Origin of the sequence: Pseudoduganella guangdongensis, assembly GCF_009857475.1 — a bacterium.
In the GTDB taxonomy this organism is placed as follows: domain Bacteria; phylum Pseudomonadota; class Gammaproteobacteria; order Burkholderiales; family Burkholderiaceae_D; genus Rugamonas; species Rugamonas guangdongensis.
Window position 1 is genome coordinate 32,772 of the sequence record NZ_WWCJ01000013.1, and the last position, 23,728, is coordinate 56,499.

The 23,728-nt window shown below is 63.7% G+C and carries 27 protein-coding genes; 22 read left to right on the plus strand and 5 right to left on the minus strand.

Translation table 11 applies throughout. The features are described 5' to 3' along the window. Positions 1–2 precede the first annotated feature (2 nt). The 13 genes from GTP41_RS18035 to GTP41_RS18095 all read left to right on the plus strand — a co-directional run bounded on the left by GTP41_RS18035 (position 3) and on the right by GTP41_RS18095 (position 13,325). Positions 3–839, plus strand: coding sequence for a phosphatidate cytidylyltransferase (locus GTP41_RS18035; protein ID WP_161026968.1), 837 nt, complete (start codon positions 3–5; stop codon positions 837–839). An 8-nt stretch (positions 840–847) separates the two neighbouring features. Next, entirely contained in the window at positions 848–2,020 is a 1,173-nt protein-coding gene (gene ispC, locus GTP41_RS18040) for a 1-deoxy-D-xylulose-5-phosphate reductoisomerase (RefSeq protein ID WP_161026969.1), read from the plus strand. Positions 2,021–2,036: 16 nt separating this feature from the next. After that, a complete protein-coding gene (gene rseP / locus GTP41_RS18045; protein WP_161026970.1) occupies positions 2,037–3,401 on the plus strand; it encodes an RIP metalloprotease RseP in 1,365 nt (454 codons plus the stop codon). A 17-nt stretch (positions 3,402–3,418) separates the two neighbouring features. After that, positions 3,419–5,752, plus strand: coding sequence for an outer membrane protein assembly factor BamA (bamA, locus tag GTP41_RS18050; RefSeq protein WP_161026971.1), 2,334 nt, complete (start codon positions 3,419–3,421; stop codon positions 5,750–5,752). A gap of 32 nt (positions 5,753–5,784) precedes the next feature. Next, positions 5,785–6,303, plus strand: coding sequence for an OmpH/Skp family outer membrane protein (locus GTP41_RS18055; protein WP_161026972.1), 519 nt, complete (start codon positions 5,785–5,787; stop codon positions 6,301–6,303). A 21-nt stretch (positions 6,304–6,324) separates the two neighbouring features. Continuing rightward, entirely contained in the window at positions 6,325–7,380 is a 1,056-nt protein-coding gene (gene lpxD / locus GTP41_RS18060; protein WP_161026973.1) for a UDP-3-O-(3-hydroxymyristoyl)glucosamine N-acyltransferase, read from the plus strand. Next, complete coding sequence (gene fabZ / locus GTP41_RS18065; RefSeq protein WP_161026974.1) at positions 7,377–7,838, plus strand: 3-hydroxyacyl-ACP dehydratase FabZ; 462 nt, start codon at positions 7,377–7,379, stop codon at positions 7,836–7,838. The genes lpxD and fabZ overlap by 4 nt, the downstream gene beginning before the upstream one ends. A 4-nt stretch (positions 7,839–7,842) precedes the next feature. Next, positions 7,843–8,634, plus strand: coding sequence for an acyl-ACP--UDP-N-acetylglucosamine O-acyltransferase (gene lpxA, locus GTP41_RS18070; protein WP_161026975.1), 792 nt, complete (start codon positions 7,843–7,845; stop codon positions 8,632–8,634). After that, positions 8,618–9,772, plus strand: a complete 1,155-nt coding sequence (gene lpxB, locus GTP41_RS18075; RefSeq protein WP_161026976.1) for a lipid-A-disaccharide synthase — start codon at positions 8,618–8,620, stop codon at positions 9,770–9,772. Before lpxA ends, lpxB begins: the two co-directional genes overlap by 17 nt. Positions 9,773–9,837: 65 nt before the next feature. Then, positions 9,838–10,455, plus strand: a complete 618-nt coding sequence (rnhB, locus tag GTP41_RS18080; RefSeq protein WP_161026977.1) for a ribonuclease HII — start codon at positions 9,838–9,840, stop codon at positions 10,453–10,455. Beyond that, a complete protein-coding gene (locus GTP41_RS18085; protein ID WP_161026978.1) occupies positions 10,452–11,237 on the plus strand; it encodes a TrmH family RNA methyltransferase in 786 nt (261 codons plus the stop codon). The genes rnhB and GTP41_RS18085 overlap by 4 nt, the downstream gene beginning before the upstream one ends. Positions 11,238–11,280: 43 nt before the next feature. Further along, positions 11,281–12,465, plus strand: coding sequence for an EAL domain-containing response regulator (locus GTP41_RS18090; RefSeq protein WP_229502950.1), 1,185 nt, complete (start codon positions 11,281–11,283; stop codon positions 12,463–12,465). Between the two features lie 56 nt (positions 12,466–12,521). Next, complete coding sequence (locus tag GTP41_RS18095) at positions 12,522–13,325, plus strand: peptidase MA family metallohydrolase (protein ID WP_161026980.1); 804 nt, start codon at positions 12,522–12,524, stop codon at positions 13,323–13,325. Here GTP41_RS18095 and ppsR read toward each other — a convergent pair. Then, complete coding sequence (gene ppsR, locus GTP41_RS18100; protein ID WP_161026981.1) at positions 13,300–14,148, minus strand: posphoenolpyruvate synthetase regulatory kinase/phosphorylase PpsR; 849 nt, start codon at positions 14,146–14,148, stop codon at positions 13,300–13,302. The genes GTP41_RS18095 and ppsR overlap by 26 nt on opposite strands. 153 nt (positions 14,149–14,301) lie before the next feature. Here ppsR and ppsA point away from each other — a divergent pair, with 153 nt between their 5' ends. From ppsA to GTP41_RS18135, 7 genes are all read left to right on the plus strand, one after another. Next, positions 14,302–16,731 carry a phosphoenolpyruvate synthase gene (ppsA, locus tag GTP41_RS18105; protein ID WP_161026982.1) on the plus strand — a complete coding sequence of 810 codons (2,430 nt, stop codon included), beginning with the start codon at positions 14,302–14,304 and terminating at the stop codon, positions 16,729–16,731. Positions 16,732–16,806: 75 nt separating this feature from the next. Further along, on the plus strand, positions 16,807–17,226 hold the full coding sequence (locus GTP41_RS18110) for an NfeD family protein (RefSeq protein WP_161026983.1): 420 nt from the start codon (positions 16,807–16,809) through the stop codon (positions 17,224–17,226). Between the two features lie 14 nt (positions 17,227–17,240). Next, entirely contained in the window at positions 17,241–18,161 is a 921-nt protein-coding gene (locus GTP41_RS18115) for an SPFH domain-containing protein (RefSeq protein WP_161026984.1), read from the plus strand. A gap of 44 nt (positions 18,162–18,205) precedes the next feature. Then, positions 18,206–18,625 (plus strand): DUF4259 domain-containing protein, encoded by a 420-nt coding sequence (locus tag GTP41_RS18120; protein ID WP_161026985.1) that lies wholly within the window; start codon positions 18,206–18,208, stop codon positions 18,623–18,625. Next, the gene (locus tag GTP41_RS18125) at positions 18,622–19,764 is read left to right on the plus strand and encodes a hypothetical protein (protein ID WP_161026986.1); all 1,143 of its coding nucleotides are present in this window, start codon (positions 18,622–18,624) and stop codon (positions 19,762–19,764) included. Before GTP41_RS18120 ends, GTP41_RS18125 begins: the two co-directional genes overlap by 4 nt. 14 nt (positions 19,765–19,778) lie before the next feature. Next, positions 19,779–20,027, plus strand: coding sequence for a DUF1272 domain-containing protein (locus GTP41_RS18130; protein ID WP_161026987.1), 249 nt, complete (start codon positions 19,779–19,781; stop codon positions 20,025–20,027). Then, positions 20,005–20,850 (plus strand): NAD-dependent protein deacetylase, encoded by an 846-nt coding sequence (locus tag GTP41_RS18135; RefSeq protein WP_161026988.1) that lies wholly within the window; start codon positions 20,005–20,007, stop codon positions 20,848–20,850. Before GTP41_RS18130 ends, GTP41_RS18135 begins: the two co-directional genes overlap by 23 nt. Here the strand turns inward: GTP41_RS18135 and GTP41_RS18140 are convergent. From GTP41_RS18140 to smpB, 3 genes are all read right to left on the minus strand, one after another. Continuing rightward, positions 20,831–21,376: a FlgO family outer membrane protein gene (locus GTP41_RS18140; protein ID WP_161026989.1), complete on the minus strand. Its 546-nt coding sequence runs from the start codon at positions 21,374–21,376 to the stop codon at positions 20,831–20,833. The two genes, GTP41_RS18135 and GTP41_RS18140, sit on opposite strands and share 20 nt — an antisense overlap. After that, positions 21,376–22,059: a hypothetical protein gene (locus tag GTP41_RS18145; protein WP_202419793.1), complete on the minus strand. Its 684-nt coding sequence runs from the start codon at positions 22,057–22,059 to the stop codon at positions 21,376–21,378. The genes GTP41_RS18140 and GTP41_RS18145 overlap by 1 nt, the downstream gene beginning before the upstream one ends. 113 nt (positions 22,060–22,172) lie before the next feature. Further along, positions 22,173–22,622, minus strand: coding sequence for an SsrA-binding protein SmpB (gene smpB, locus GTP41_RS18150; protein ID WP_161026990.1), 450 nt, complete (start codon positions 22,620–22,622; stop codon positions 22,173–22,175). Between the two features lie 67 nt (positions 22,623–22,689). On the opposite strand from smpB, the gene GTP41_RS18155 reads away from it, so the two are divergent. Together GTP41_RS18155 and GTP41_RS18160 are read left to right on the plus strand one after the other, a co-directional pair. Then, a complete protein-coding gene (locus GTP41_RS18155) occupies positions 22,690–23,121 on the plus strand; it encodes a type II toxin-antitoxin system RatA family toxin (RefSeq protein ID WP_057262688.1) in 432 nt (143 codons plus the stop codon). Further along, positions 23,114–23,395, plus strand: a complete 282-nt coding sequence (locus GTP41_RS18160; protein ID WP_161026991.1) for an RnfH family protein — start codon at positions 23,114–23,116, stop codon at positions 23,393–23,395. Before GTP41_RS18155 ends, GTP41_RS18160 begins: the two co-directional genes overlap by 8 nt. Here GTP41_RS18160 and GTP41_RS18165 read toward each other — a convergent pair. Beyond that, the gene (locus tag GTP41_RS18165; RefSeq protein ID WP_161026992.1) at positions 23,392–23,676 is read right to left on the minus strand and encodes a hypothetical protein; all 285 of its coding nucleotides are present in this window, start codon (positions 23,674–23,676) and stop codon (positions 23,392–23,394) included. The two genes, GTP41_RS18160 and GTP41_RS18165, sit on opposite strands and share 4 nt — an antisense overlap. Positions 23,677–23,728 lie beyond the last annotated feature (52 nt).

The window sequence follows — 23,728 nt, forward strand, 5'->3', positions numbered from 1 at the left end:
GCATGCTGAAAACCCGCGTGATTACCGCCGTCCTGCTGCTGGCGGTACTGCTGCCCGTCCTGTTCTCCGGCTACCAGCCGGCGGTGGACGCGGTGGTGACTGTCTTCTTCGCCGCCGCCGTGTGGGAAACTTTCCGCCTGTTCAAGAACCGCGCCGCCATCGTGGTGGCCGGCGCCTGGACGCTGGCCTTCGTCTACACCTTCTTCTTCAGCAACGGCCTGGAGCAAGCCAAGTTCTGGCTCGCCATCGGCGCCGCCATCTGGCTGATCCGTTTTACGCCGTCCCTGAAACTGGGCCTGCCGCCGGCTGAAGGCGCCGGCAATACCATGCTGAGCATGGTGTATGCGGCCACCCTGGTGTCGTGCTTCGTCGCCATCCTGCTGCTGTTTGCGCGCGGCCCGGTCTACCTGCTGTCGGTGATGGCGGTGGTGTGGGCGGCCGACATCTTCGCCTATTTCTCGGGCAAGGCCTTCGGCAAGCACAAACTGGCGCCTACCATCTCCCCCGGCAAATCGTGGGAAGGCGCGGTCGGCGGCCTGCTGGCCGTGCTGCTGCTGGCCAGCGCGACCGTGCTGCTGGCGCCGTCCGTGCCGCTGCTGCAGGGCACCTTCGCGGTGCGCCTGGCCGAGCGCATGGGTTGGGGCATCATGCTGGCCGTGCTGGTGCTGGTGGTGGCCGCCTCCATCGTAGGCGACCTGTTCGAGTCCATGCTCAAGCGCCGCGCCGGCATGAAGGACAGCAGCAACCTGCTGCCTGGCCACGGCGGCGTGCTGGACCGGATCGACGCGCTGGTGCCGGTACTGCCGATCGCCGCGCTGATCACCCCAAGGCTGTTCTAAGGAATTCCATGCAACGCATTACCATTCTCGGCGCCACCGGTTCCATCGGCGTTTCCACGCTGGACGTCATTGCGCGCCACCCGGACCGTTACTCCGTCTACGCGCTGACCGCCCATAGCCGGGTCGAAGAGTTGGCGGCGCAGTGCATCCAGTTCCGCCCGGCGCGCGCCGTGGTGGGCAGCGCTGCCGGCGCCGAGCAACTGGCCGCCTTGCTGCGCGCCGCCGGCTGCCGCACCGAAGTGGAGTGGGGCGAGGCGGCGCTGTGCGCCGTGTCCGCCGCTGCCGACACCGATGCCGTGATGGCTGCCATCGTCGGCGCCGCCGGCCTGGCGCCGACCCTGGCCGCCGCTCGCGCCGGCAAGAAAGTCATGCTGGCGAATAAGGAAGCGCTGGTCATGTCCGGCCAGCTGTTCATGGACGCGGTGGCCGCCAGCGGCGCCGTGCTGCTGCCGATCGACTCGGAACACAACGCCATCTTCCAGTGCCTGCCGCAGCACTACGGGCGCGCCCCGGCCGCGGCCGGCGTGACCAAGGTGCTGCTGACCGCCTCCGGCGGCCCGTTCCTGAAACGCGACGTGGCCACGCTGGAAAACGTGACGCCGGACGAGGCCTGCAAGCACCCGAAATGGGTCATGGGCCGCAAGATTTCGGTCGACTCCGCGACCATGATGAACAAGGGCCTGGAGGTGATCGAGGCGCATTGGCTGTTCGGCGCCTCCGCCGAGCAGATCGAAGTGGTGATCCACCCGCAGTCGGTGGTGCACTCCATGGTGTCCTACAACGACGGCTCGGTGCTGGCGGAGCTGGGCAACCCGGACATGCGCACCCCGATCGCGCACGCGCTGGCCTACCCGGAGCGCATCGCCTCCGGCGTGGCGCAGCTGGACCTGACCCAGGTCGGCACGCTGCAATTTGAAAAACCGGATTTCGCACGCTTCCCCTGCCTGGCGCTGGCCTTCGACGCCCTGCGCGCCGGCGGCACCGCGCCAGCCCTGCTGAACGCGGCCAACGAGGTGGCGGTGCAAGCCTTCCTCGACGAGCGCATCGGCTTCCGCCGCATCGACCGCGTGATCGCCCAGGTCATGGATGAACTGCCGCACGGCGCGGCCAGCAGCATCGAGGCCGTGATGGCGCAGGACGCGCTGGCGCGATCCGCTGCGGAACGCATTATTTCGGGATAACCCAGGAGGGCCAGCCATGGACACCTTGCGCACCATCCTCGCTACCATCGTCTGTCTTGGTTCCCTGATTGTCATCCACGAGCTGGGCCATTACCTGGTGGCCCGCTGGTGCGGCGTGAAGGTGCTGCGCTTCTCGGTCGGCATGGGGCGCGTGGTCTGGATGCGCAAATTCGGCAAAGACCAGACCGAGTGGGCCCTGTCGGCCATCCCGCTGGGCGGCTACGTCAAGATGCTGGACGCGCGGGAAACCGAGACGGAAGGACTGCCGCCGGAGGACCTGGCGCGCGAGTTCACCCGCCAGAATGTCTGGAAACGCATTGCCATCGTGGCTGCCGGGCCGCTGGCCAACTTCCTGCTTGCCATCGCCCTGTATGCCGGCCTGTATATGACCGGCGTGCAGGAGCCCACCGCGCGCGTGGGCGCGCCGCAGGCCGCCACGGCGGCTGCCGCTGCGGGCGTGCAGCGCGGCGACCTGGTGAAGTCGGTCAACGGCGAGCCGGTGCAGGGTTGGAATGAGCTGCGCTGGGCCATCATCCAGGCCGCCATCCATAAGGAAGACCTGCGCCTGGAGTCCGAACGTCCCGGCTACGGCACGGTGCGCGCCACCTTGCCGGCGTCGGCCGCGGCCGGCATCAAGCTGGAAGACGACGTGCCCAGCGCCCTGGGCCTGGACCTGATGCGCCCGCCGGCCGTGATCGGCCGCATGGAGGAGGGCGGCGCCGCGCGCCGCGCCGGCCTGCAGAAAGGCGACACCATCCTGGCGGTCGACGGTCAGCCGGTGCCCGACGCGCGCGCCTTCCTGCGGGAAGTGCAGCGCGCCCCCGGCCGCACCCTGGCCGTGACGGTGCAGCGCGACGGCAAGCCGCTCGAACTCGCGGTCACCCCGGAAGCGGTGGAAGACAAGTCCGCCAACAGCAAAGGCCTTGTAACAGTCGGTAAGATCAAGGCCGAACTGGTGGGCGCCGTTGATACGATGGCAGTGCGCTATGGCCCGCTGGACGCCACGGCCAAGGCGGCGCGCCAGGTGACCGAGATTTGCAGCATGACCCTGCGCATCCTGGGCCGCATGATCGTGGGAGAAGTCTCGCTGAAGAATATTACCGGCCCGATTACCATCGCTGAATATGCGGGTGAAACGGCCAAAATGGGCGCCGAATCTTTTATCGCCTTCGTCGCCTTTATCAGCGTGAGCCTTGGCTTAATGAATTTGCTACCAATTCCTGTTCTGGATGGGGGGCATTTGCTGTATTATTCGCTGGAAGTTTTGACCGGGCGTCCTGTTTCGGCACGTATTGCCGATCTGGCGCAGCGTATTGGACTGGGATTGCTGGTGTCTTTAATGGCGCTGGCGATTTTCAATGACCTGGCCCGGAAGCTTTAATATTTTTCGATTTGCCGATGAAATTACACACTGATCGTATCGCTCCCAATTTCCGCCGCACCCTGGTAGGCGCCGCCGTCCTGGCAATCTGCTCCGGCAGTGCACTGGCCGCCGAATCGTTTGTCGTCAAGGATATCCGCGTCGAAGGCATCCAGCGTACCGAAGCCGGTACCGTATTCAGCTACCTGCCGGTGCGCGTGGGCGAAACCTTTAGTGATGACAAAAGCGTGGCCACCATCAAGGCCCTGTACGCGACCGGCATCTTCAAAGACGTGAAACTGGAACGCGACGGCAATGTGCTGGTCGTGATCGTGGAAGAGCGCCCGGCCATCGCCAAGGTGGACTTCAAAGGCACCCACGAATTCGAGAAGGACATGCTGATCAAGGCGCTGAAGGATATCGGCGTCGGCGAAGCCAAGACCTTCGACAAGGCGTCGGTCGACCGCGCCGAACAGGAACTCAAGCGCCAGTACCTGTCGCGCGGCCTGTACGGCGTGAAGATCACCACCACCGTGACGCCGATGGAGCGTAACCGCGTCAGCATCGACTTTGAAGTCGATGAAGGCGATGTGGCGCGCATCAAGCAGATCAGTTTTGTCGGCAACAAGGCTTTCAGCGACAAGCAACTGCGCGAGCAGATCGCCCTGAATACCGGCGGCTGGTTCAGCTGGTACACCAAGGCCGACCAGTATTCCAAGACCAAGCTGAATGGCGATATCGAATCCCTCAAGTCCTTCTACACGGACCAGGGCTATATCGAGATGAATGTGGATTCCACCCAGGTGTCGATCACCCCGGACAAGAAGGACATCTACATCACCATCAATATCACCGAAGGCGCGCAATACACCGTCTCCGACATCAAGTTCGAAGGCGAAATGTACGGCCGCGAAGACGAGCTGCGCCAGCTGGTGCTGCTGAAACCCGGCAAGCTGTATTCGGGCCGCGCGCTGACCGCCACCAATAAGCTGATCACCGACCGCCTGGGCAATTTCGGCTTCGCCTTCGCCAACGTCAACGCTAATCCGGAACTCGACCAGGAGAACCGCAAGGTCGCCTTCACCTTCATGGTGGACCCGGGCAAGCGCGCCTATGTGCGCCATATTAATATCTCGGGCAATACCACCACCCGCGACGAAGTGATCCGCCGCGAGTTCCGCCAGTTCGAATCGAGCTGGTACGACGCCAACAAGATCAAGGCTTCGCGCGACCGCGTGGACCGCACCGGCTACTTCAAGGACGTGACCGTGGACACGCCGGAAGCGCAGGGCACTTCCGACCAGGTCGACATCAACCTGACCGTGGTGGAACGCCCGACCGGCAACTTCCAGATCGGCGGCGCCTTCTCGCAGGCTGAAAAGTTCACCTTCAACGCCGCGATCCAGCAGGCCAACTTCGCCGGTTCGGGCAATACCGTGGGCCTGGAGCTGAATACCTCCAAGTACAGCCGCACCATCGCCTTCAACCACACCAACCCTTACTTCACCGAAGACGGCGTGTCGCGCAGCTACGAGCTTTACCTGCGTACCTTCCGTCCGCCGGCAGTGAACTCGGGCCTGTACAACATCAAGCAGACCGGCGGCCGCATCAGCTTCGGCGTGCCGTTCTCTGAAACCGACACCGTGTTCTTCGGCATCGGCCTGGAAAAATCGCGCGTGGAAACCGACGAATCGTCGCCGGCCTACTTCCTGCAGTATGTGCGCGACCTGGGCGGCCCGGCCAACGGCGTCGGCTCGGTCAACGCCTACTCGGTGCCGCTGACCGCCGCCTGGGCGCGCGACAGCCGCGACTCGGCCATGACCCCGACCATCGGCTTCATGCAGCGTATTAACCTGGAGCTGGACGCGATCGGCGAGACCAAGTACTGGCGCACCGTGTACGAGACCCAGTGGTACAAGCCGCTGACCAACAAGATCACCCTGGCGCTGAAGGGCGAGTTCGATTACGGCCGCGGCTTCGGCGGCAAGCGCTACCCGGTCTTCAAGAACTTCTACGCCGGCGGCATCGGTTCGGTGCGCGGCTACGCCAGCTCCTCGCTGGGCGTGGTGGACCCGCGCTTCGGCGACACGCTGGGTGGCGCCTCGCGCCTGATCATGAACACCGAGCTGCAGATGCCGTTCCCTGGCCAGGGCCAGGACCGCTCGCTGCGCTGGTTCGGCTTCCTTGACGGCGGCCAGGTGTACCAGGAGCGCGCCAAGATGCGCCTGTCCGAGCTGCGCTTCTCGGCGGGCCTGGGCCTGAGCTGGATTTCCCCGGTCGGCCCGCTGAAGTTGAGTTATGCTTTGCCTCTGAATGAAAAGTTCGGCGACCGCCTGGAACGCTTCCAGTTCCAGATGGGTACCGGCTTCTAATTGCTGTATAGCAACGTCTTTTTATACGGAGAATGAAGTTGAAGACTGCCACCGCTACGCTGAGCAAAATGGCTGCCATCCTGGCGCTGGGAATCATCGCCACGGCGCCGGCGCAAGCGCAGTCCTCCAAGATCGCCTGGCTGAGCGCCGAGCGCATCTATAACGAGTCGAAGCTGGCCAAGCTGGCCGACAACAAGCTGCGCGAGGAATTCTCCAGCCGCGAAAAAGCGCTGCAGGAACTGGCCGTGCGCTCCAAGGCCGCCGCCGACAAGTGGGAGAAGGAAGGTTCGGTCAAGCCCGAGCCGGAGCGCAGCCGCTTGCAGCGCGAGGCCTACGAGGCGGACCTGAACTTCCAGCGCCGCCAGCGCGAATTCCGCGAGGACCTGAGCCAGCGCACCAATGAGGAGCGCGCGGCGATCGCCGAAAAAGCGACCAAGATCATCAAGCAGATCGCAACGACCGAAGGCTACGACATCGTCCTGCAGGACGCGGTATGGGCCAGCCCGCGCATCGATATCACCGCCAAGGTGCTGGAAGCGCTGGACAAATAACAGACAGATTGGATTTCAAAGATGGGCCTTCGACTAGGAGAACTGGTCGAACGCCTGGGCGGCCAACTGGTGGGGGACCCGGCACTTTACGTGACGGGTATCGCGCCGTTGACCGATGCAGGCGCTTCGCAGATCAGCTTCCTCAGTAACAGCAAATTCCGCTCGCAAGCGGGGCAAAGCCAGGCGGCAGCCCTGATTGTCAGCGCCAATGACGATGCCACCGTGGCAGAAGCCTACAAGGGCGCCCGCATCGTCGTCAAGAATCCCTATGTATACTTTGCCCGCGCCGCGCAGATCTTCGAGGCGCAGACGGCCTATGTGCGCCCGGCGGGCGTGCATCCGACGGCCTACGTCGATCCCGGCGCGTCGGTGCACCCGAGCGCCCACATCGGCCCCAAAGCCGTGGTGGAAGCGGGCGCGCTGGTCGGCGCCGGCGTGGTGCTGGACGCCGGCTGCTATATCGGGCGCGACGCGCAGGTAGGCGAGGGCACGCACTTCTTCGCCAATGTGACCTTCCACGCCAAATGCGTGATCGGCAAGCGCGGCATCATCCACTCCGGCGCCGTGATCGGCACCGACGGCTTCGGCTTCGCCAACGACGGCGGCGTGTACGTGCGCATCCCGCAGGTGGGACGGGTGGTGATCGGCGACGATGTCGACATCGGCGCCAACACCACGGTCGACCGCGGCGCGCTGGCCGACACCATTATTGAAGACGGCGTGAAGCTGGACAACCAGATCCAGATCGGCCACAACTGCGTGATCGGCGCGCACACCGCCATGGCCGGCTGCGTCGGCGTGGCCGGCAGCGCGAAGATCGGCAAGCACTGCACATTCGGCGGGGCGGCCATGATCCTGGGCCACCTGAGTATTGCGGACAATGTGCATATTTCATCGGGCAGCCTGGTGTCGCGCTCGATATCCGAACCTGGCCAGTACACGGGCATTTACCCGCTGGCCAAAAACAGCGATTGGGAGAAGTCGGCAGCCATAGTTCGCAACCTGCCGACAATGCGCGATAAAATGCGCGCGCTGGAAAAGACCATTAAAACTAAAACCGAAGACGAAGAATCATGACCACTACCGAAACCAAGACGATGGACATCTGCGAGATCAAGTCCTACCTGCCGCACCGCTACCCGCTGCTGCTGGTCGACCGCGTGCTCTCTTATGAAGAGGGCAAGTCCATCACCGCCATCAAGAACGTGACCGTGAACGAAGAGTTCTTCAACGGCCACTTCCCGCACAAGCCGGTCATGCCGGGCGTGCTGATGATCGAAGCGATGGCGCAAACCGCAGCCCTGCTGTCGTTCAAGTCCATGGGCATCAAGCCGGACGAGAACTCGGTGGTGTACTTCGTCGGCATCGACAACGCGCGCTTCAAGCGCCCGGTCGGCCCCGGCGACCAGCTGAAGATGGACGTGGAAATCCTGCGCAACGCGCGCGGCATCTGGAAGTACAAGGCGGTCGGCTCGGTCGACGGCCAGGTAGCGCTGGAAGCTGAACTGATGTGCACCATCCGCGCCGTGGAGTAAGACTATGGCAACCATCCACCCAACCGCAATCGTCGACCCGAAAGCCGAACTGGCGGCGGGCGTCGAGATCGGCGCATACACGCTCATTGGCCCGAACGTGGTGATTGGCGAGAACACCGTGGTGGGCCCGCACGTCGTGATCGAGGGCCATACCACGATCGGCAAGAACAACAAGTTCTTCCAGTTCTCCTCCATCGGCGCCGCGCCGCAGGACAAGAAATGGAAGGGCGAACCGACCCGCCTGGAAATCGGCGACGACAACACCATCCGCGAGTTCTGCACCTTCAACCTGGGCACCGTGCAGGACAAGGGCGTGACCAGGCTGGGCAACAACAACTGGATCTCGGCCTACGTGCACCTGGCGCACGACTGCGTGGTCGGCAACAACACCATCTTCTCCAACAACGCGCAGATGGCGGGCCACGTTGAAATCGGCGACTGGGTGATCATGTCCGGCTTTGCCAACGTGCACCAGTTCTGCAAGATCGGCGCCCACGCCTTCGTCGGCATGAGCACCAGCCTGACGCAGGACGTGCCGCCCTTCGTGCTCCTGAACGGCAACCCGGCTGCCGCCCACGGCGTCAACATCGAAGGCCTGAAACGCCGCGGCTTCACCCGCGAGCAGATCAACGCCATCCGCAACGCGTACAAGATCCTGTACCGTTCCGGCCTGACGCTGGAAGAAGCCAAGGCGGCCATGCTGGCGGCCGAAGGCGAACTGCCGGAAGACTGCGCCGCAGCCGCGCGCTCCATGCGCGAATTCCTCGATACGGCGACCCGTGGCATCGTCCGCTGACGTATCGATCGCAGTCGTCGCCGGCGAACCGTCCGGCGACCTGCTGGCCGGCCGCCTGCTGGGCGGCCTGCGCCCGCACCTGCCCGAGGCCCGCTTCCACGGCATCGGCGGCCCCGCCATGCAGGCGCACGGCTTCGAATCGCACTGGCCGATCGAGAAGATGACGGTGCGCGGCCTGTTCGAGATCATCCCGCGCTACCGCGAGCTGAAAGGCATCCAGAACAGCCTGCGCGACCAGTTGCTGGCCGAACGGCCGGCCTGTTTCATCGGCGCCGACTACCCGGGCTTTAACCTCGGCCTGGAAGCGCAGCTGCGCGACGCCGGCATCCCCACCGTGCACTATATCGGCCCGCAGATCTGGGCCTGGCGCGGCGGGCGCATCAAGAAAATCATCAAATCGGTGTCGCACATGCTGGTGATCTTCCCGTTCGAGGAAGAGATCTACAAAAATGCCGGCGTGCCCGTGACCTACGTCGGCCACCCGCTGGCCGAAATGATTCCCGTGCAGCCCGACGAGGCCGCCGCCCGGCGCCAGCTCGGCCTGGCGCAAGACGCCAACGTGGTCTGCGTGATGCCCGGCAGCCGCATGGCCGAGATCAAGTACAACACGGTCGCCTTCATCGGCGCCTGCAAGCTGCTGCTGCAGCGCGACCGCTCGCTCAAGTTCGTGGTGCCGATGGCCGGCGAAAAGCAGCGCCAATACTTTCTGCAACTGATCGCCGAAGCCGGCCTGCAGGACGTTGAGCTGATGCTGCTGGACGGCCAATCGCACACCGCGATTGGCGCCGCCGACGCCGTGCTGGTCGCCTCCGGCACTGCCTCGCTGGAAGTGGCGCTGTTCAAGAAGCCGATGGTGATCGCCTACAAGATGATGGCCGCTTCCTGGCACATCATGCGCCATATGGGCTACCAGCCCTGGATCGGCCTGCCGAATATCCTGGCGCGCGAATTCCTGGTGCCCGAACTGTTGCAAAACGCGGCCAGCGCCGAAGCCCTGGCCGACGCCATGTGGAAGCAACTGAGCGACGTCCCGCACCGCCTGCAACTGGTACAACGTTTCACCGACATGCACCACAGCCTGCTGCGCAACAGCGCCCAGGAAAGCGCCGCCGCAGTCCTGAAAGTCATCAACAGATAAGCCCGTGTCAACCTTGGGGTCAGACCCCAAGGTTGACACGAGCTCTACCGTAGGAAGAAGAGGCCATGGGCCATCAATCGGGTCTTTTCGACGACCTCCCTTATTCGCTGGAAGAGATCATCTGCGGCGTCGACGAAGCCGGCCGCGGGCCGCTGGCCGGGCCGGTCTTTGCGGCGGCGGTGATACTGGACCGCGAGCGTCCCATCCCGGGCTTGCGTGATTCCAAGAAACTGAACGAGACGCGGCGCGATGCGCTGGCGCCGTTGATCCGCGAGCATTCCATCGCATGGGCCGTGGCCAAGGCTTCGGAGGAGGAGATCGACCGCCTCAACATCCTGCAGGCCAGCCTGCTGGCCATGAAGCGCGCCGTGTATGCGCTGTCGACCGTGCCGACCCTGGCCCTGATTGACGGCAACAAGTGCCCGGTCATGCGCATCCAGAGCATCGCCATCGTGGAAGGCGACGACAAGATCGAGGCCATTTCCGCCGCCTCCATCCTGGCCAAGACCGCGCGCGACGCGGCCCTGGTCAAATTGCACAAGAAGTACCCGCAGTACGGTTTCGACCAGCACAAAGGCTACGGCACCGCGCTGCACCTGGAGCGCCTGCGCGAGCATGGCCCGTCGGCCGTGCATCGCCGCAGCTTCGCGCCGGTGCGCGTGCTGCTGGAGAAAGAACAATGAAACACATCACCTCGCGCGACAACGCGCAATACAAAGAGATCGCCAAGCTGGCCACCAATTCGCAGGCGCGCCGCAAGGCCGGCCGCAGCCTGCTGGACGGCGTGCACCTGTGCGAAACCTGGCTTGAGCTGCGCGGCCATCCGCTGCAAGCCATCGTGGCCGAGGGCGCGCTGCAGCACGCCGAAGTCGGCCCTCTGGTGCGCCGCCTGGAGGCCGAACATGCCCACATCCTGTGCCTGCCGGACCAGCTGTACCACGGTATCAGCCAGGTCGAACACGGCGTGGGCCTGATGTTCCTGATCGACACGCCGGAAAAGCCGGTGCCGGCCGCCCTGAGCGTCAACGCCGTCCTGCTGGATAATGTGCAGGATCCCGGCAACGTCGGCTCCATCCTGCGCAGCGCGGCCGCCGCCGGCGTCAAGGAAGTGTATTGCGCCCCCGGCACCGCCTTCTGCTGGTCGCCCAAGGTGCTGCGCGCCGCCATGGGCGCCCACTTCGTGCTGGATATCTACGAGAACGTCGACCTGGCCGCCCTGCAAGCCGGCGCCGGCATCGCCACCCTGGCCACCAGCGGCTACGCGGCCGAGCAGCTCTACCAGCTGGACCTGAAACGCCCGGTCGCCTGGATTTTCGGGCACGAAGGGCAGGGCGTGTCGGATGCCCTGCTGAGTGGCGCCAGCCATCGCGTGCTGGTGCCACACTTGGGTAAAGTCGAGTCGCTGAACGTTGCCGCCTGCGCGGCAGTATGCTTTTTCGAACAAGTCAGGCAAAATCTGGGTTAAGAATAATATTCAGATTGGAATAGGTGTTATGGAAATTGCAAGCATGCATTTCCTGGTAGCCGAAGGCGAACCTGTCCAGCGCGAGCTCCTGGTTGGTATGTTGCGTCACCTGGGCGCCCAGCACATCACGACGGCGTCGGATGGCTTGAGCGCCTTGCGCCTGCTTGAAATCGGCCTGACCCCACCGGTCAACATCGCCTTGATGGACTTGTCCCTGCCCGGCATGGATGGCCTGGAGGTGATCCGCCGCCTGGCCGAAGTCGATTGCCGCGTCGGCATCATCGTCATCGGCGCGTACAGCGCCGACGTACTGTTCTCGGTCGAGACCATGGCCGAAGCCTATGGCGTGGACATGCTGGGCAGCTCGGCCAAGCCACTCAGCTCCGCGCGCCTGCAGGAGCTGCTGGCCCATTACAGCGAGCCTTCCACCGAGCCGCAGCCGGAGCCTGAGATCCCCGAGTTCACCTTCGCCGAAGTCGGGCGCGGCCTGCAGGCGCGCGAATTCGATCCCTTCTTCCAGCCCAAGATCGAACTGGAGACCGGCGCCGTGAAGGGGCTGGAAATGTTCGCGCGCTGGCGCCACCCGCAGCACGGCGTGCTGGGCCCGGCCGCCTTTGTGCCGGTGCTGGAAAGCGTGCGCCGCATCGATTTCCTCGACTGGAGCATGATCGAAAAATCGGTGGCCGCCTGCCGCAACCTGCATGACAAGGGCATTCCGATCTCGTTCTCGATCAATGTCGATCCAAGCACGCTGGCGCACCCGCAATTCATTGCCCAGATCACCGCTTGCCTGGAGCGCCACCGCATCCTGCCCGACTACATCACCTTCGAGATCACGGAATCGTCGGTGCTGACCACCAATCCGCACTTCCTGGAACGCCTGCTGCGTCTGCGCATGATGGGTTTTGGCCTGGCCATCGACGATTACGGCACCGGGCGCTCCAACCTGCAGCTGCTGGCCGCCATCCCGTTCTCCGAACTGAAGATCGACCGCAGCTTTGTGGACGGCGCCTCGCGCAAGCGCGCCATCAGCACCGTGCTGAAGTCCTATCTTGGCCTGGCACGCAGCCTGTCGCGCCAGGCCTGCGCCGTGGGCGTGGAGACCAAGCAGGATTGGGACTTCCTGCAAGACCTGGGCTGCACCTACGCCCAGGGCTACTACATCGCCAGCCCGATGCCGGTGGAAGACATTCCAGGCTGGCTACACGACTGGAAGCACTTCTTCTGAGTCCGCGCGCCACCGCTCCGCGCCGCAAGCGCCGGCTGCTGGCCGCTGCCGCGCTCATGGTCGCCGCGCTGGGCGGCGCCCTGGCCGCCACGCCGGCCGGCAAGTTCGCCTATTACGGCGCGCGCGCCTGGCTGGCCGATACCTCGCAGTTTCACGCCTGCACGCCCGATCCGCGCCTCCTGTGCGAACCTGGCGCGGAAGCGGCCGCCAAGGCCATAGCGCCGTTGCTGCCGGCAGCGGTGGCGCGGGTGGAGGCAGCCTTCCGCATGCCGTTCACCCACGACGTCCGCATGTTCGTCTACGCCACGCCGGAGAGTTTTGCCCTGCATTCCGGTGTTGCGCCGCGCGCAGCGGGGGCCGTATCGCTCGGCGTGGTCCACCTTGCCCCGCGCCTGGGCGCAGCCACCGCGCGCGAAGCCGCCATCATCACGCACGAACTGGCCCACCTGCACCTGATCCAGCGCATCGGTGTGACGGGCATTGGCAAGCTGCCGAACTGGCTGTGGGAGGGATTGCCGACTTACTTGTCCGGCGGCGGCGGCGCCGGCGGCGTGACGGCCGAGAACGCGGCCTACGCCATCGCGCACGGCAAACACTTCACGCCAGAGGCGAGCGCCTCGCTGCTGTTCCCGAAATCGGCGCAAACCTACGGCGTCGAGCACGCCATGTACTACCGCCAGGCCGCGCTGCTGCTGGAATGGATGGACCGCAAAGACCCGGCAGCCTTTAAGCGCATGCTGGCCGCACTGGGCCAGGGCGCCACGTTGGAGGAGGCGCTGGCCGCCAGCTACGGCCAGCCGATGGAGGCGCTGTGGCGCGCCTTCCGTGCCGAACTCAGTACACCGAACGGTTCGGCTTGATCTCTTGCAGGATGGTGGTCGAGATTTCCTCGATCGACTTGGTGGTGGAGGACAGCCAGCGGATGCCCTCGCGGCGCATCATCGCCTCCGCCTCGTTCACCTCATAGCGGCAATTCTCCAGCGACGCGTACTTGGAGCCGGCGCGGCGCTCGTTGCGGATTTCGGACAGGCGCTGCGGCTCGATGCTCAGGCCGAAAATCTTCGACTTGAAGGCATACAGCGCCGATGGCAGCTTGCCGCGCTCGAAATCGTCCGGGATCAGTGGATAATTGGCCGCTTTCACGCCGTACTGCATGGCCAGATACAGCGAAGTCGGGGTCTTGCCCGAGCGCGACACGCCGACCAGGATCACGTCGGCCGACGACAGGTTCTTATTGGACTGCCCGTCGTCGTGCGCCAGCGAGAAGTTGATCGCCTCGATACGGTTCTTATACTCCTCGCTGTCCACCACATTGTGCGAACGGCCGATGGTATGGGTCGATTTGACGCCCAGTTCCTGCTCCAGCGGCGAGACGAAAGTCTGGATCAGGTCCATATGCATGGCATTGGCGCGCTGGATCACTTCCGACAGCTCGGTCTTCACCAGGGTCGAGAAAACGATAGGTTTGGTGCCATCGTCGGCCGCCACCTCGTTAATTTTGCGCACCGCATCATAGGCTTTGTCGCAGGTATCGATGAAGGGCAGGCGCACCTGGCGGAATTTCAGGTCGAACTGGGTCAGCACCGAGTGGCCGAAGGTTTCTGCCGTGATCCCGGTGCCATCTGAGACGAAAAAGACGGTACGGAAGGAGGAGGGCAGGTCGGGGCGTTGTTCTTGTGGCATCAAAAAAGCTTTTCCAATGGATGAATCGTCAATTTCCGTCGCAGGCTGTAAAATGCTTGCCAACAGTAAGATTGTGCTGCACGGCGCCAAGAATGACAAGAACGATGCCGCGCGCACCTGCGTAAAGATTTTTATCATCAAAAAGGTGTCTTTATGACTAACGCAGCATTGAAGGAGCAGGGGGAAGGGGCGGTGTACGTCGCCTCGTTCGAAAACTTGCGCATGACGGACGTTGAATCCGTCGGCGGCAAGAACGCGTCGCTGGGCGAGATGATCTCCCAGCTGGCTGGTGCCGGCGTGCGCGTGCCTGGCGGTTTCGCCACCACCGCGCTGGCTTTCCGCGACTTCCTGTCGCACAGCATCGACGGCGGCCCATCGCTGGCACAGCGCATCGCCGACCGCCTGGAACACCTGGACGTGGACGACGTGCGCGCCCTGGCCGCATCGGGCGCCGAAATCCGCCAGTGGATCATCGATACCCCGTTCCAGCCACGCCTGGAAGCCGATATCCGCGCGTTCTACGAGCGCCTGGTGGCCGATTCCTCCACCGAAGTGTCGTTTGCCGTGCGCTCTTCCGCCACCGCGGAAGACCTGCCCGACGCATCCTTCGCGGGCCAGCAGGAGTCTTTCCTGAACGTGGTCGGCATCGACAACGTGCTGGAAGCGATGAAGCACGTGTTCGCCTCCCTGTATAACGACCGCGCGATTTCCTACCGCGTGCACAAAGGCTTCACCCACGCCGAAGTGGCGCTGTCGGCCGGCGTGCAGCGCATGGTGCGTTCCGATACCGGCGCATCGGGCGTGATGTTCACCATCGACACCGAATCGGGCTTCAAGGACGTGGTCTTCATCACTTCCTCCTACGGCCTGGGCGAAACCGTGGTGCAGGGCGCCGTGAACCCGGACGAGTTCTACGTCCACAAGCCAATGCTGGAGCAGGGCAAATCCGCCGTGATCCGCCGCAATATCGGCTCCAAGCTGATCAAGATGGAATTCACCAACGAAGCCAAGGCTGGCCGTTCCGTGAAGACCGTGGATGTGCCGATCGAAATGCGCAACCGCTACTCGCTGAACGACGCCGAGATCGTCGAACTGGCCAAGTACGCCATGATCATCGAGAAGCACTACGGCCGCCCGATGGACATCGAGTGGGGTAAAGACGGCCGCGACGGCAAGCTGTACATCCTGCAGGCGCGTCCGGAAACCGTGAAATCGCAGCAGAAAGCCACCGACTCGCAGCAGCGCTTCAAGCTGAAGTCGACCGGTACCGTGCTGACCTCCGGCCGCGCCATCGGCCAGAAGATCGGCGCCGGCCCGGTGCGCGTGATCCGCGACCCGAGCGAAATGGAACGCGTGCAGCCGGGCGACGTGTTGGTGGCCGACATGACCGACCCGAACTGGGAACCGGTGATGAAGCGCGCCTCCGCCATCGTCACCAACCGCGGCGGCCGCACCTGCCACGCAGCGATCATCGCGCGTGAACTGGGCGTGCCGGCGGTGGTCGGTTGCGGCGACGCGACCGACGTGCTGAAAGACGGTAACTTCGTAACCGTGTCCTGCGCCGAAGGCGACGAGGGCAAGATCTACGACGGCCTGCTGGAAACCGAGGTATCCGAAGTGTCGCGCGGCGAACTGCCGCCGCTGAAGACCAAGATCATGCTGAACGTGGGCAACCCGCAGCTGGCCTTCGACTTCCAGTCGGTGCCGAACAACGGCGTCGGCCTGGCCCGCCTGGAGTTCATCATCAATAACAATATTGGTGTGCACCCGAAAGCGATCCTGGAATACCCGAACATCGACGCGGACCTGAAGAAGGCGGTGGAATCGGTCGCGCGCGGCCACGCCTCGCCGAAGCAGTTCTACATCGACAAGCTGGCTGAAGGCATCGCCACCATCGCCGCAGCCTTCTGGCCGAAGAAGGTGATCGTGCGCCTGTCCGACTTCAAGTCCAACGAGTACAAGAAGCTGATCGGCGGTTCGCGTTACGAGCCGGATGAAGAGAATCCGATGCTGGGCTTCCGCGGCGCCGCGCGCTACCTGTCGGAAGACTTCGCCGCCGCGTTCGAGATGGAATGCGTCGCCATGAAGCGCGTGCGCGAAGAGATGGGCCTGACCAACGTCGAGATCATGGTGCCGTTCGTGCGCACCCTGGGCCAGGCGGAGAAGGTGGTCAACCTGCTGGCCAAGAACGGCCTGAAACGCGGCGAGAACGGCCTGCGCGTCATCATGATGTGCGAAGTGCCTTCCAACGCCGTGCTGGCGGAGCAGTTCCTGCAGTACTTCGACGGTTTCTCGATCGGCTCCAACGACCTGACCCAGCTGACCCTGGGCCTGGACCGCGACTCCGGCATGGAGCTGCTGGCGGCCGATTTCGATGAGCGCGATCCGGCGGTGCAAGCGCTGCTGGCCATGGCTATCTCGGCTTGCCTGAAGCTGAACAAGTACATCGGTATTTGCGGCCAGGGTCCTTCCGACCATCCTGAGCTGGCGGTATGGCTGGTGGAGCAGGGTATCGAGACCATGTCCCTGAACCCGGACTCCGTGATCGATACTTGGCAGAAGCTGGCAGAAATGCAACAATAAAGTAACGATAAGCCTCGTTGCTTGAACCCCTGTGGCCTTATCGGCGACAGGGGTTTTTTATTTTTGGAGGTTGGAATGGCGGATTGGATGATGTGGGCGGTCGGCGCGGGCGTGCTGGTCGCACTGGAGCTGTTTATCGGCACCTTTTACCTGCTGATGATCGCGATTGGTTTTGGGGCCGGCGCCTTGACCGCGCTGGCGCGCGTCGATATGCCGGGGCAGCTGCTGGTGGCGGCGCTGGTAGCCGCAGTCGCCACCTTGCTGCTGCGCCGCAGCCGCTTTGGCAAGACGGCACAGCCGCGCACGGAAGCCAACCCCGACGTCAACCTCGACATCGGCCAAAGCGTGAGCGTAGCGGCCTGGCAGGACGGCGCAGCGCGGGTGATGTATCGCGGCGCGCTGTGGGATGTGGAACTGGCGCCGGGCGAAGCTGCAGCGCCGGGCGTATTCAAGATCCGCGAAGTTCGCGGCAGCCGGCTGATCGTCGGCGCTTAACAAGGAGAGTATGTATGGATATCAGTTTTGGCACCGTCACGATGGTGGTTTTCATCGTCGCCCTGGTCTTTGTGTTCAAGACCATCAACGTGGTGCCGCAGCAGCACGCATGGGTGGTTGAGCGGCTTGGCAAGTACCACGCCACGCTCGGCCCAGGCTTGAATATCGTGGTGCCGTTCGTCGATCGCGTCGCCTATAAGCACGTGCTGAAAGAGATTCCGCTCGACGTGCCGTCCCAGGTCTGCATCACCAAGGACAATACGCAGCTGCAGGTGGACGGCATTTTGTACTTCCAGGTGACGGACGCGATGCGCGCGTCGTACGGCTCCACCAACTATGTGGCCGCGATCACGCAACTGGCGCAAACCACCTTGCGTTCGGTGATTGGCCGCATGGAGCTGGATAAGACGTTCGAAGAGCGCGATCACATCAACACCACGGTGGTCAATGCGATTGACGAATCGGCCGCCAACTGGGGCGTAAAGGTGCTGCGCTACGAGATCAAGGACCTGACCCCGCCGCAGGAAATCCTGCACGCCATGCAGGCCCAGATCACCGCCGAACGCGGCAAGCGCGCCCTGATCGCCGCCTCCGAAGGCCGCAAGCAGGAGCAGATCAACATCGCCACCGGCGAGCGCGAAGCCTCGATTGCCCGCTCCGAAGGCGACAAGCAAGCCGCCATCAACCGCGCGCAAGGCGAGGCCGCCGCAATCCTCGCCATTGCCGAAGCGACCGCCGGCGCGCTGCAGCAGGTTGGCCTCGCGATCCAGCAGCCAGGCGGCGAAGCGGCGGTGAACCTGAAAGTGGCCGAGCAGTATGTGGAAGCCTTCGGCCAGCTCGCCAAGACCAACAACAGCTTGATCGTCCCGGCCAATGTGGGCGACATGAGCAGCCTGATCGCCACCGCCCTGCAAGTCGTCAAAACCCAAAAATAAGCACGGGCGGTACAATTGCGTCATATATTGATTGGGAGGCGCTTGTGGGAACCTGGGCTATTGGACCGTACGGCAATGACTTTGCGCAGGATTGGGTGGAGGATTTGCAAGAGTCGAAGGACCTCTATTTTATCGAGGACACCTTGAATAACGTGCTGCAGGCGGAAACGACCGAGTACCTGGAGGCGCCCTTCGGCGCGGAGGCGCTGGCGGCGGTGGATACCTGGGCGCGTTTGCTGGGCAAGGGCGGTGCGGCCGACGAGGACTCCGAACGCGTCGATGCCTGGGTGGCGGATGTGCTGCCCAAGTTCAAGCCTCGCGCCGATATCGGCGAGAAGGCGCTGCGCGTCCTGGCGCTGGTGCTGTCCGAGGGCTCGGAGTTGCGCGAGCTTTGGCAGGATAGCGAGCATTACGCAGAATGGCGCGCTTCCGTCGAGGAACTGCAGCGCAGGCTGTCGGCATGATGCGTCGGCCTGCTGCGCGCTTGTTCCTCGCCAGCTCGGCCTTGCTGGCACTTGCCGCGCTGGCGCCCGTAACCGCCTTGGCCCAGGCGGGGCAAGCTTCCGCCATGCAGGGTGGCGCTGCCGCTCCCGATGCGGCGCTGGCGGCGCGCATAGCCGCCATCCGCGCCATGCCGCCTGCTGCCAACGCGGCGGAAGTGGGCGCCCAGCGCGTGGAGCTGAACGCCGCCTGGCGGCTGTTCGGCATTTACCGGGATGACGCGGTGCCGCTGCTGCGGCGCGAACTCAGCGCTGAGTTGCGGGCAAAGCGGCCGAGCCCCCAGCTTTTGCTGGATGCGGCGTGCTTCCTGCTGGCCTATGGCGCCGAAGCGGATCGCGCCCTGGCCTTGCAGGCCGCATTGCTGCTGCCGCCCGACGTTGCGCTGGATGGTCCCCAATTATTCCGCCTTGTGCATGTGGCAGCCGCCAGCCGCGACCCGCGCCTGCTGCCCTTGATTGACCGCGCGTTCCTGCGCAGCCCCGTGACGCTGCCGCTGCCGCAGCAGGGTGCCTCCATCGATGAAAACGGCTTGCGCGTGCTGTTGTATGGCCGTTTTGGCGCCGCCGGCGAACGCCACCTGCAGCCTTTCCTGAAGGACGAGGCGCTGGCCAAGCCCGTGCTTGATGTGCTGCTGCTGGTCGGCGGATCTGATAGCCTGCCTGCCGTACTGCCTTTGCTGCGCAGCGCCGATATCGAAGTGCTCACCCGCGCGGCGACCTTCCTCATGCGCGCAGGCGGGCCGCAGGGACGCCAGGCGTTGCTTGCCCTGCCGACGCAGGGCTTGTCGAAGGATGCGCTGGAATTCCTCGATCCGCTGCGTGAACAATTGGCGCGCCAGCCAGCGCCCGGTGGCGCCGTAGGGCAGTCCGCCGCAACCGACGCCCAGGTGCGGGACCTGCTGGACGCCTTGGAGCGTGCCGATGAGCGCGAGCCGGCGGTCGACCACGCGGCCATCCTGCGATCTTCCCTGCCCAAGCAGGAGCTGCTGGAGCGCCTTTCCCGTATCCGTGAGCGCAGCTTGGGGCGCGCCACCAACGACAGCCTGGCCCTTGTCGAGACCACTGCTGCGCTGATCAACGCGGTGCGCTACCGCGAGCAATAGGAGACATACGAATCATGCTGCAAATGCGACCTAACTGCGAATGCTGCAATAAGGACCTGCCGCCCGGTGCGCAGGATGCTTTAATCTGCTCTTTCGAGTGCACATTCTGCGCCGATTGCGCCAATGAAAAGCTGCACGGCAAATGCCCGAACTGTGGCGGCGATTTCGCGCCGCGCCCGACGCGCGCGGCGGCCAAACTGGAAAAGTATCCGGCCTCCACGGAACGGATCTTCAAGCCAAATGGCTGCGCTGGCGTCGACTGAAGAGGGGCTGGCCGGTTTCCTGGCCAGGCACAGCCGGGTGCTGGTGCTGACCGGGGCGGGCTTGAGCACCGCCTCCGGCATCCCCGGCTATCGGGATAAGGACGGCGTACGGCGCGGGCGCACGCCGATCCAAGGGCCCGAGTTCCGCCGTTCCGACGCGGTGCGCCGCCGCTATTGGGCGCGCAGCATGGTGGGCTGGCCGACCATGTCGCGCGCCGAGCCGAACGCGGGCCACCGTGCCATCGCGCAGCTGGAGGCCAACGGCCATGTGGCCAGCGTTATCACGCAGAACGTGGATGGGCTGCACCAGCGCGCCGGCAGCAAACGGCTCATCGAGCTGCATGGCAACCTGCATCATGTGATCTGCCTTGACTGCCATGCGCGCTACTCGCGCGCCAGTTTGCAGCCGCAGCTTGAGCGCGCTAATCCCGCGCTGGCCAGCGCGCTGGCGCAGCCGCTGCCGGACGGCGATGCGGCGGTGGAGCCGGACGCGCTGGAGGACTTCCACGCGCCGCAATGCGTCGCCTGCGGCGGGGTGCTGAAGCCGGATGTGGTGTTCTTTGGCGATAACGTGCCTGCCGAGCGCACGACGCTTGCGCTGGCGGAAATGGAAGCGGCCGATGCGTTGCTGGTCGTCGGTTCGTCGCTGATGGTGTTTTCCGGCTACCGCTTCTGCCGCATGGCGGCAGCGGCGGGCAAGCCGATTGCTGCCATCAACGCGGGCATGACCCGCGCCGATGACTTGTTGTCGCTCAAGCTGGAATTGCCGGCGCAGGAAGTCTTGCCGCGTCTGGTGGACTTGCTCAGCGCCCCATCAGCATAGAGCGCACCACGCCATCCTTGGCCAGCACGAAATCATTCGCTGCCAGCACCTGGTTGGTTTGCGGGTGCACCACTTTGATATTGACGAAGACCGCGTCGCTGGTTTCGCCGTACGAGCCGACCACCACGGCTTGAGCATTGTGGTTGTGCGCCACTTCGCCGACTTCGCGCGTGAGCATCATTTCGCCCATATGGCGCTTCATATACACCGAGGTGCGCAGCTTCATTTCGAGCATGCGCAGGCCGCCTTGCGCCAGGCGGCTGGAGACTTGCTCGGATACCAGGCGGCCCAGGGTGGAGCTCTGGTCCAGCGCGTCGATATTCACCACGGTGGCCATAATCAGCGGTTTGTCCGCCGTCAGGCGCCCGCGCAGCTGTGCCAGCAGCGCGTCCGCTGCTTCATAGTTGGCAGCGACGAACTTGTTGGAGGCGGTGTCGGCATACTGGCTGGTCGGTTCGGGTGGCATGCTGGAGCAGGCGCCCAGCGCCAGCGGCAGCAGCAGGGCGGCAATCGCACGGGCGCGCATCAGCGGTCCCCCTTGACCACGAAATTGGTGGTCAGCTTGGGTGCTGCCACGGCGGCTGCCGCAGCCGCCGCCGTGGCAGGCGGCAAATCTTCCTTGATGCCGTATAGCCCACGATCCATGTCGGCCACGTAGAAGGCGTTGGTGGAACGCGCATAGTAGCGATACTGGTCGCTCACCGAGAGGGTGATGATCAATTCGGTGCGCGGCGTTGCGCCGGGCGCGAAGGCGCTGCGGCTTTTGGCGGTGGGGTCTTGCTGACTCGCCACCCAGACGCCGTTGGAAATCAAATTGCTGGTGAATGAGGGCCGGTACTGCGCGCGCTCGGCGCTGAAGGTCAGCGCTTGCACGTCCAGGTCGATGCGGAGGGCGCCGCCTGGCGTGCGCGAGACAACATAGCCATCGTTCACCAGTGAGGAGATGATCTGCGTGGTGAGGGCGCGCTGGAATGGCGTGGCTTGCGGATTCTCATGGATGAAGAAGGGCCGCTGCGGCCCCTTTTTCATTTCCTCCACCAGGCGCTTTTCCAGGTGCTGGGCGATCGCGCCCCAGTGGGCGGCCGCCTGCAGCTTGCTCTGTTCCGAGGTAGGGAAATTGGTGGCCAGCGGGGTGGGGGTATAAGGCGGTGCCGTGCAGCCGGCCAGGACGGCAGCTGCCAGGATCGCGGATGCGGTTTTGCTCAGCATAGATACTCCCCTCTGGCGTCTGGTATTAACCGCCAAAGTGTATCATGCGCGTTGCTAGTTGGAAACAACACGCCTGCGGCGTGGCGCAGGCGCGACGTCCGGGCTGACGGTTATCAGCGGCGGTTTTGTTTCATTGCCATTTGCACTTCGCGGCTGGCGTCGCGGTCTTTCTCTGTGGCGCGCTTGTCGTGCTGCTTTTTGCCCTTGGCCAAGCCGATCTCGCACTTGATGCGGCCGCCCTTGAAGTGCAGGTTGAGCGGCACCAGGGTGTAGCCGGCGCGTTCGACCTTGCCGATCAGTTTGTCGATCTCGGCGCGGTGCAGCAGCAGCTTGCGGGTGCGTACAGCTTGTGGGTGGATGTGGGTGGAAGCGGTCGGCAGTGCGCTGATGTGCGCGCCAAAAAGGTACAGTTCGTTATCGCGGATGGTAACGTAAGCTTCCTTGATCTGAACGCGCCCATCGCGGATTGCCTTCACTTCCCAGCCCTCGAGCGCGATCCCGGCTTCATACTTGTCTTCAATGAAGTAGTCGTGGAAGGCTTTGCGATTATCGGCGATGGACATGGGTAAAAATGCGTGGGTCGGTTAAACTACGGGTTCTTTGGACAACATCATAGCAAACGGTTACTCAATGGCAGTAGTGCACAAGTCGGTATTCCTGGGATACAGCGCCGAGCAAATGTTTGATTTAGTGGCAAAGGTCGAGGATTATCCCAAATTTTTGCCCTGGTGTGGCGGAGTTGATGTCCGCGAACGGGGTGAGAACCATGTTGTGGCCAGTGTTGGGATCAATTTCCATGGTGTTAAGCAGCATTTCACCACCTCCAACTCGAATACGCCGTTCAGCGAAATCCGCATGAAACTGGTCGATGGGCCGTTCAAGACCCTGGATGGCACCTGGACTTTCAAGGCGCTGCGCGAGGATGCCTGCAAAGTCGAACTGGATCTGCACTATGAATTCTCCAGCAAGCTGCTGGAACAGGTAATCGGCTCCGTGTTCGGCATGATTGCCAACAGCATGGTGGATTCCTTCTGCAAGCGTGCCGAGACTGTCTATGGCTGACCGCATCAAAGTAACCGTGTGCTACGCGCCGGCGTCGCAGCCTATCCTGTTTGCGCTGGAAGTGGATGAGGGCACGACCATTGGCCAGGCCATCGAGATGAGCGGCATCCTGCAGGAAGCGCCGGAGATCAACCTGGTGACCATGCTGGTTGGAATCTACGGCAAAAAGAAGACGCTGGATACCGTGCTGCATGCGCGCGACCGCATCGAAATTTACCGTCCCCTGATCGCCGATCCCAAGGACGCCCGCCGCCGTCGCGCTAAGAAGGCTTAGAGTATCCCTGCCAGCTTGAGCAGGGCGCCAATGACGGCAAGCTGGGTGGTGAGGAAGACCAAGGCGGAGAATCGGCGGTCGCGGTGGAATTCTTGTCGGAGGGCCTCAATGCTTTGCCGCAGGACCCTGTTCTCTTCCTTGAGCTCGGCAAGCCCGCGCTCCATGCGCGCGAAACCTTCTTCAACTGTTTGCTGCAGGTGCTTTACAGCCTCTTCCAGGCGAGTGATGCGCACTTCGTGGTCAAACAGGTCTGAGTGTTTCGCGGGTTCGTTGCCGTTCATAATTGCCTCCGGTGCGTGACTGTCTCTTCACGCACCCTTTGACAGTGGCCCC

Bases quoted from the DNA above. Each gene is read 5' to 3' on its own strand.
- ppsR (WP_161026981.1), bottom strand. From the start codon at position 14,148: ATGCCACAAGAACAACGCCCCGACCTGCCCTCCTCCTTCCGTACCGTC.
- GTP41_RS18135 (WP_161026988.1), top strand. From the start codon at position 20,005: ATGGCTGCGCTGGCGTCGACTGAAGAGGGGCTGGCCGGTTTCCTGGCC.
- smpB (WP_161026990.1), bottom strand. From the start codon at position 22,622: ATGTCCATCGCCGATAATCGCAAAGCCTTCCACGACTACTTCATTGAA.
- GTP41_RS18125 (WP_161026986.1), top strand. From the start codon at position 18,622: ATGATGCGTCGGCCTGCTGCGCGCTTGTTCCTCGCCAGCTCGGCCTTG.
- rnhB (WP_161026977.1), top strand. From the start codon at position 9,838: ATGGGCCATCAATCGGGTCTTTTCGACGACCTCCCTTATTCGCTGGAA.
- GTP41_RS18115 (WP_161026984.1), top strand. From the start codon at position 17,241: ATGGATATCAGTTTTGGCACCGTCACGATGGTGGTTTTCATCGTCGCC.
- GTP41_RS18145 (WP_202419793.1), bottom strand. From the start codon at position 22,059: ATGCTGAGCAAAACCGCATCCGCGATCCTGGCAGCTGCCGTCCTGGCC.
- GTP41_RS18110 (WP_161026983.1), top strand. From the start codon at position 16,807: ATGGCGGATTGGATGATGTGGGCGGTCGGCGCGGGCGTGCTGGTCGCA.
- GTP41_RS18160 (WP_161026991.1), top strand. From the start codon at position 23,114: ATGGCTGACCGCATCAAAGTAACCGTGTGCTACGCGCCGGCGTCGCAG.
- lpxA (WP_161026975.1), top strand. From the start codon at position 7,843: ATGGCAACCATCCACCCAACCGCAATCGTCGACCCGAAAGCCGAACTG.
- GTP41_RS18155 (WP_057262688.1), top strand. From the start codon at position 22,690: ATGGCAGTAGTGCACAAGTCGGTATTCCTGGGATACAGCGCCGAGCAA.
- GTP41_RS18140 (WP_161026989.1), bottom strand. From the start codon at position 21,376: ATGCGCGCCCGTGCGATTGCCGCCCTGCTGCTGCCGCTGGCGCTGGGC.
- bamA (WP_161026971.1), top strand. From the start codon at position 3,419: ATGAAATTACACACTGATCGTATCGCTCCCAATTTCCGCCGCACCCTG.
- ispC (WP_161026969.1), top strand. From the start codon at position 848: ATGCAACGCATTACCATTCTCGGCGCCACCGGTTCCATCGGCGTTTCC.
- ppsA (WP_161026982.1), top strand. From the start codon at position 14,302: ATGACTAACGCAGCATTGAAGGAGCAGGGGGAAGGGGCGGTGTACGTC.
- rseP (WP_161026970.1), top strand. From the start codon at position 2,037: ATGGACACCTTGCGCACCATCCTCGCTACCATCGTCTGTCTTGGTTCC.
- GTP41_RS18085 (WP_161026978.1), top strand. From the start codon at position 10,452: ATGAAACACATCACCTCGCGCGACAACGCGCAATACAAAGAGATCGCC.
- GTP41_RS18090 (WP_229502950.1), top strand. From the start codon at position 11,281: ATGCATTTCCTGGTAGCCGAAGGCGAACCTGTCCAGCGCGAGCTCCTG.
- GTP41_RS18095 (WP_161026980.1), top strand. From the start codon at position 12,522: ATGGTCGCCGCGCTGGGCGGCGCCCTGGCCGCCACGCCGGCCGGCAAG.
- fabZ (WP_161026974.1), top strand. From the start codon at position 7,377: ATGACCACTACCGAAACCAAGACGATGGACATCTGCGAGATCAAGTCC.
- GTP41_RS18130 (WP_161026987.1), top strand. From the start codon at position 19,779: ATGCTGCAAATGCGACCTAACTGCGAATGCTGCAATAAGGACCTGCCG.
- lpxD (WP_161026973.1), top strand. From the start codon at position 6,325: ATGGGCCTTCGACTAGGAGAACTGGTCGAACGCCTGGGCGGCCAACTG.
- GTP41_RS18055 (WP_161026972.1), top strand. From the start codon at position 5,785: ATGAAGTTGAAGACTGCCACCGCTACGCTGAGCAAAATGGCTGCCATC.
- GTP41_RS18035 (WP_161026968.1), top strand. From the start codon at position 3: ATGCTGAAAACCCGCGTGATTACCGCCGTCCTGCTGCTGGCGGTACTG.
- GTP41_RS18165 (WP_161026992.1), bottom strand. From the start codon at position 23,676: ATGAACGGCAACGAACCCGCGAAACACTCAGACCTGTTTGACCACGAA.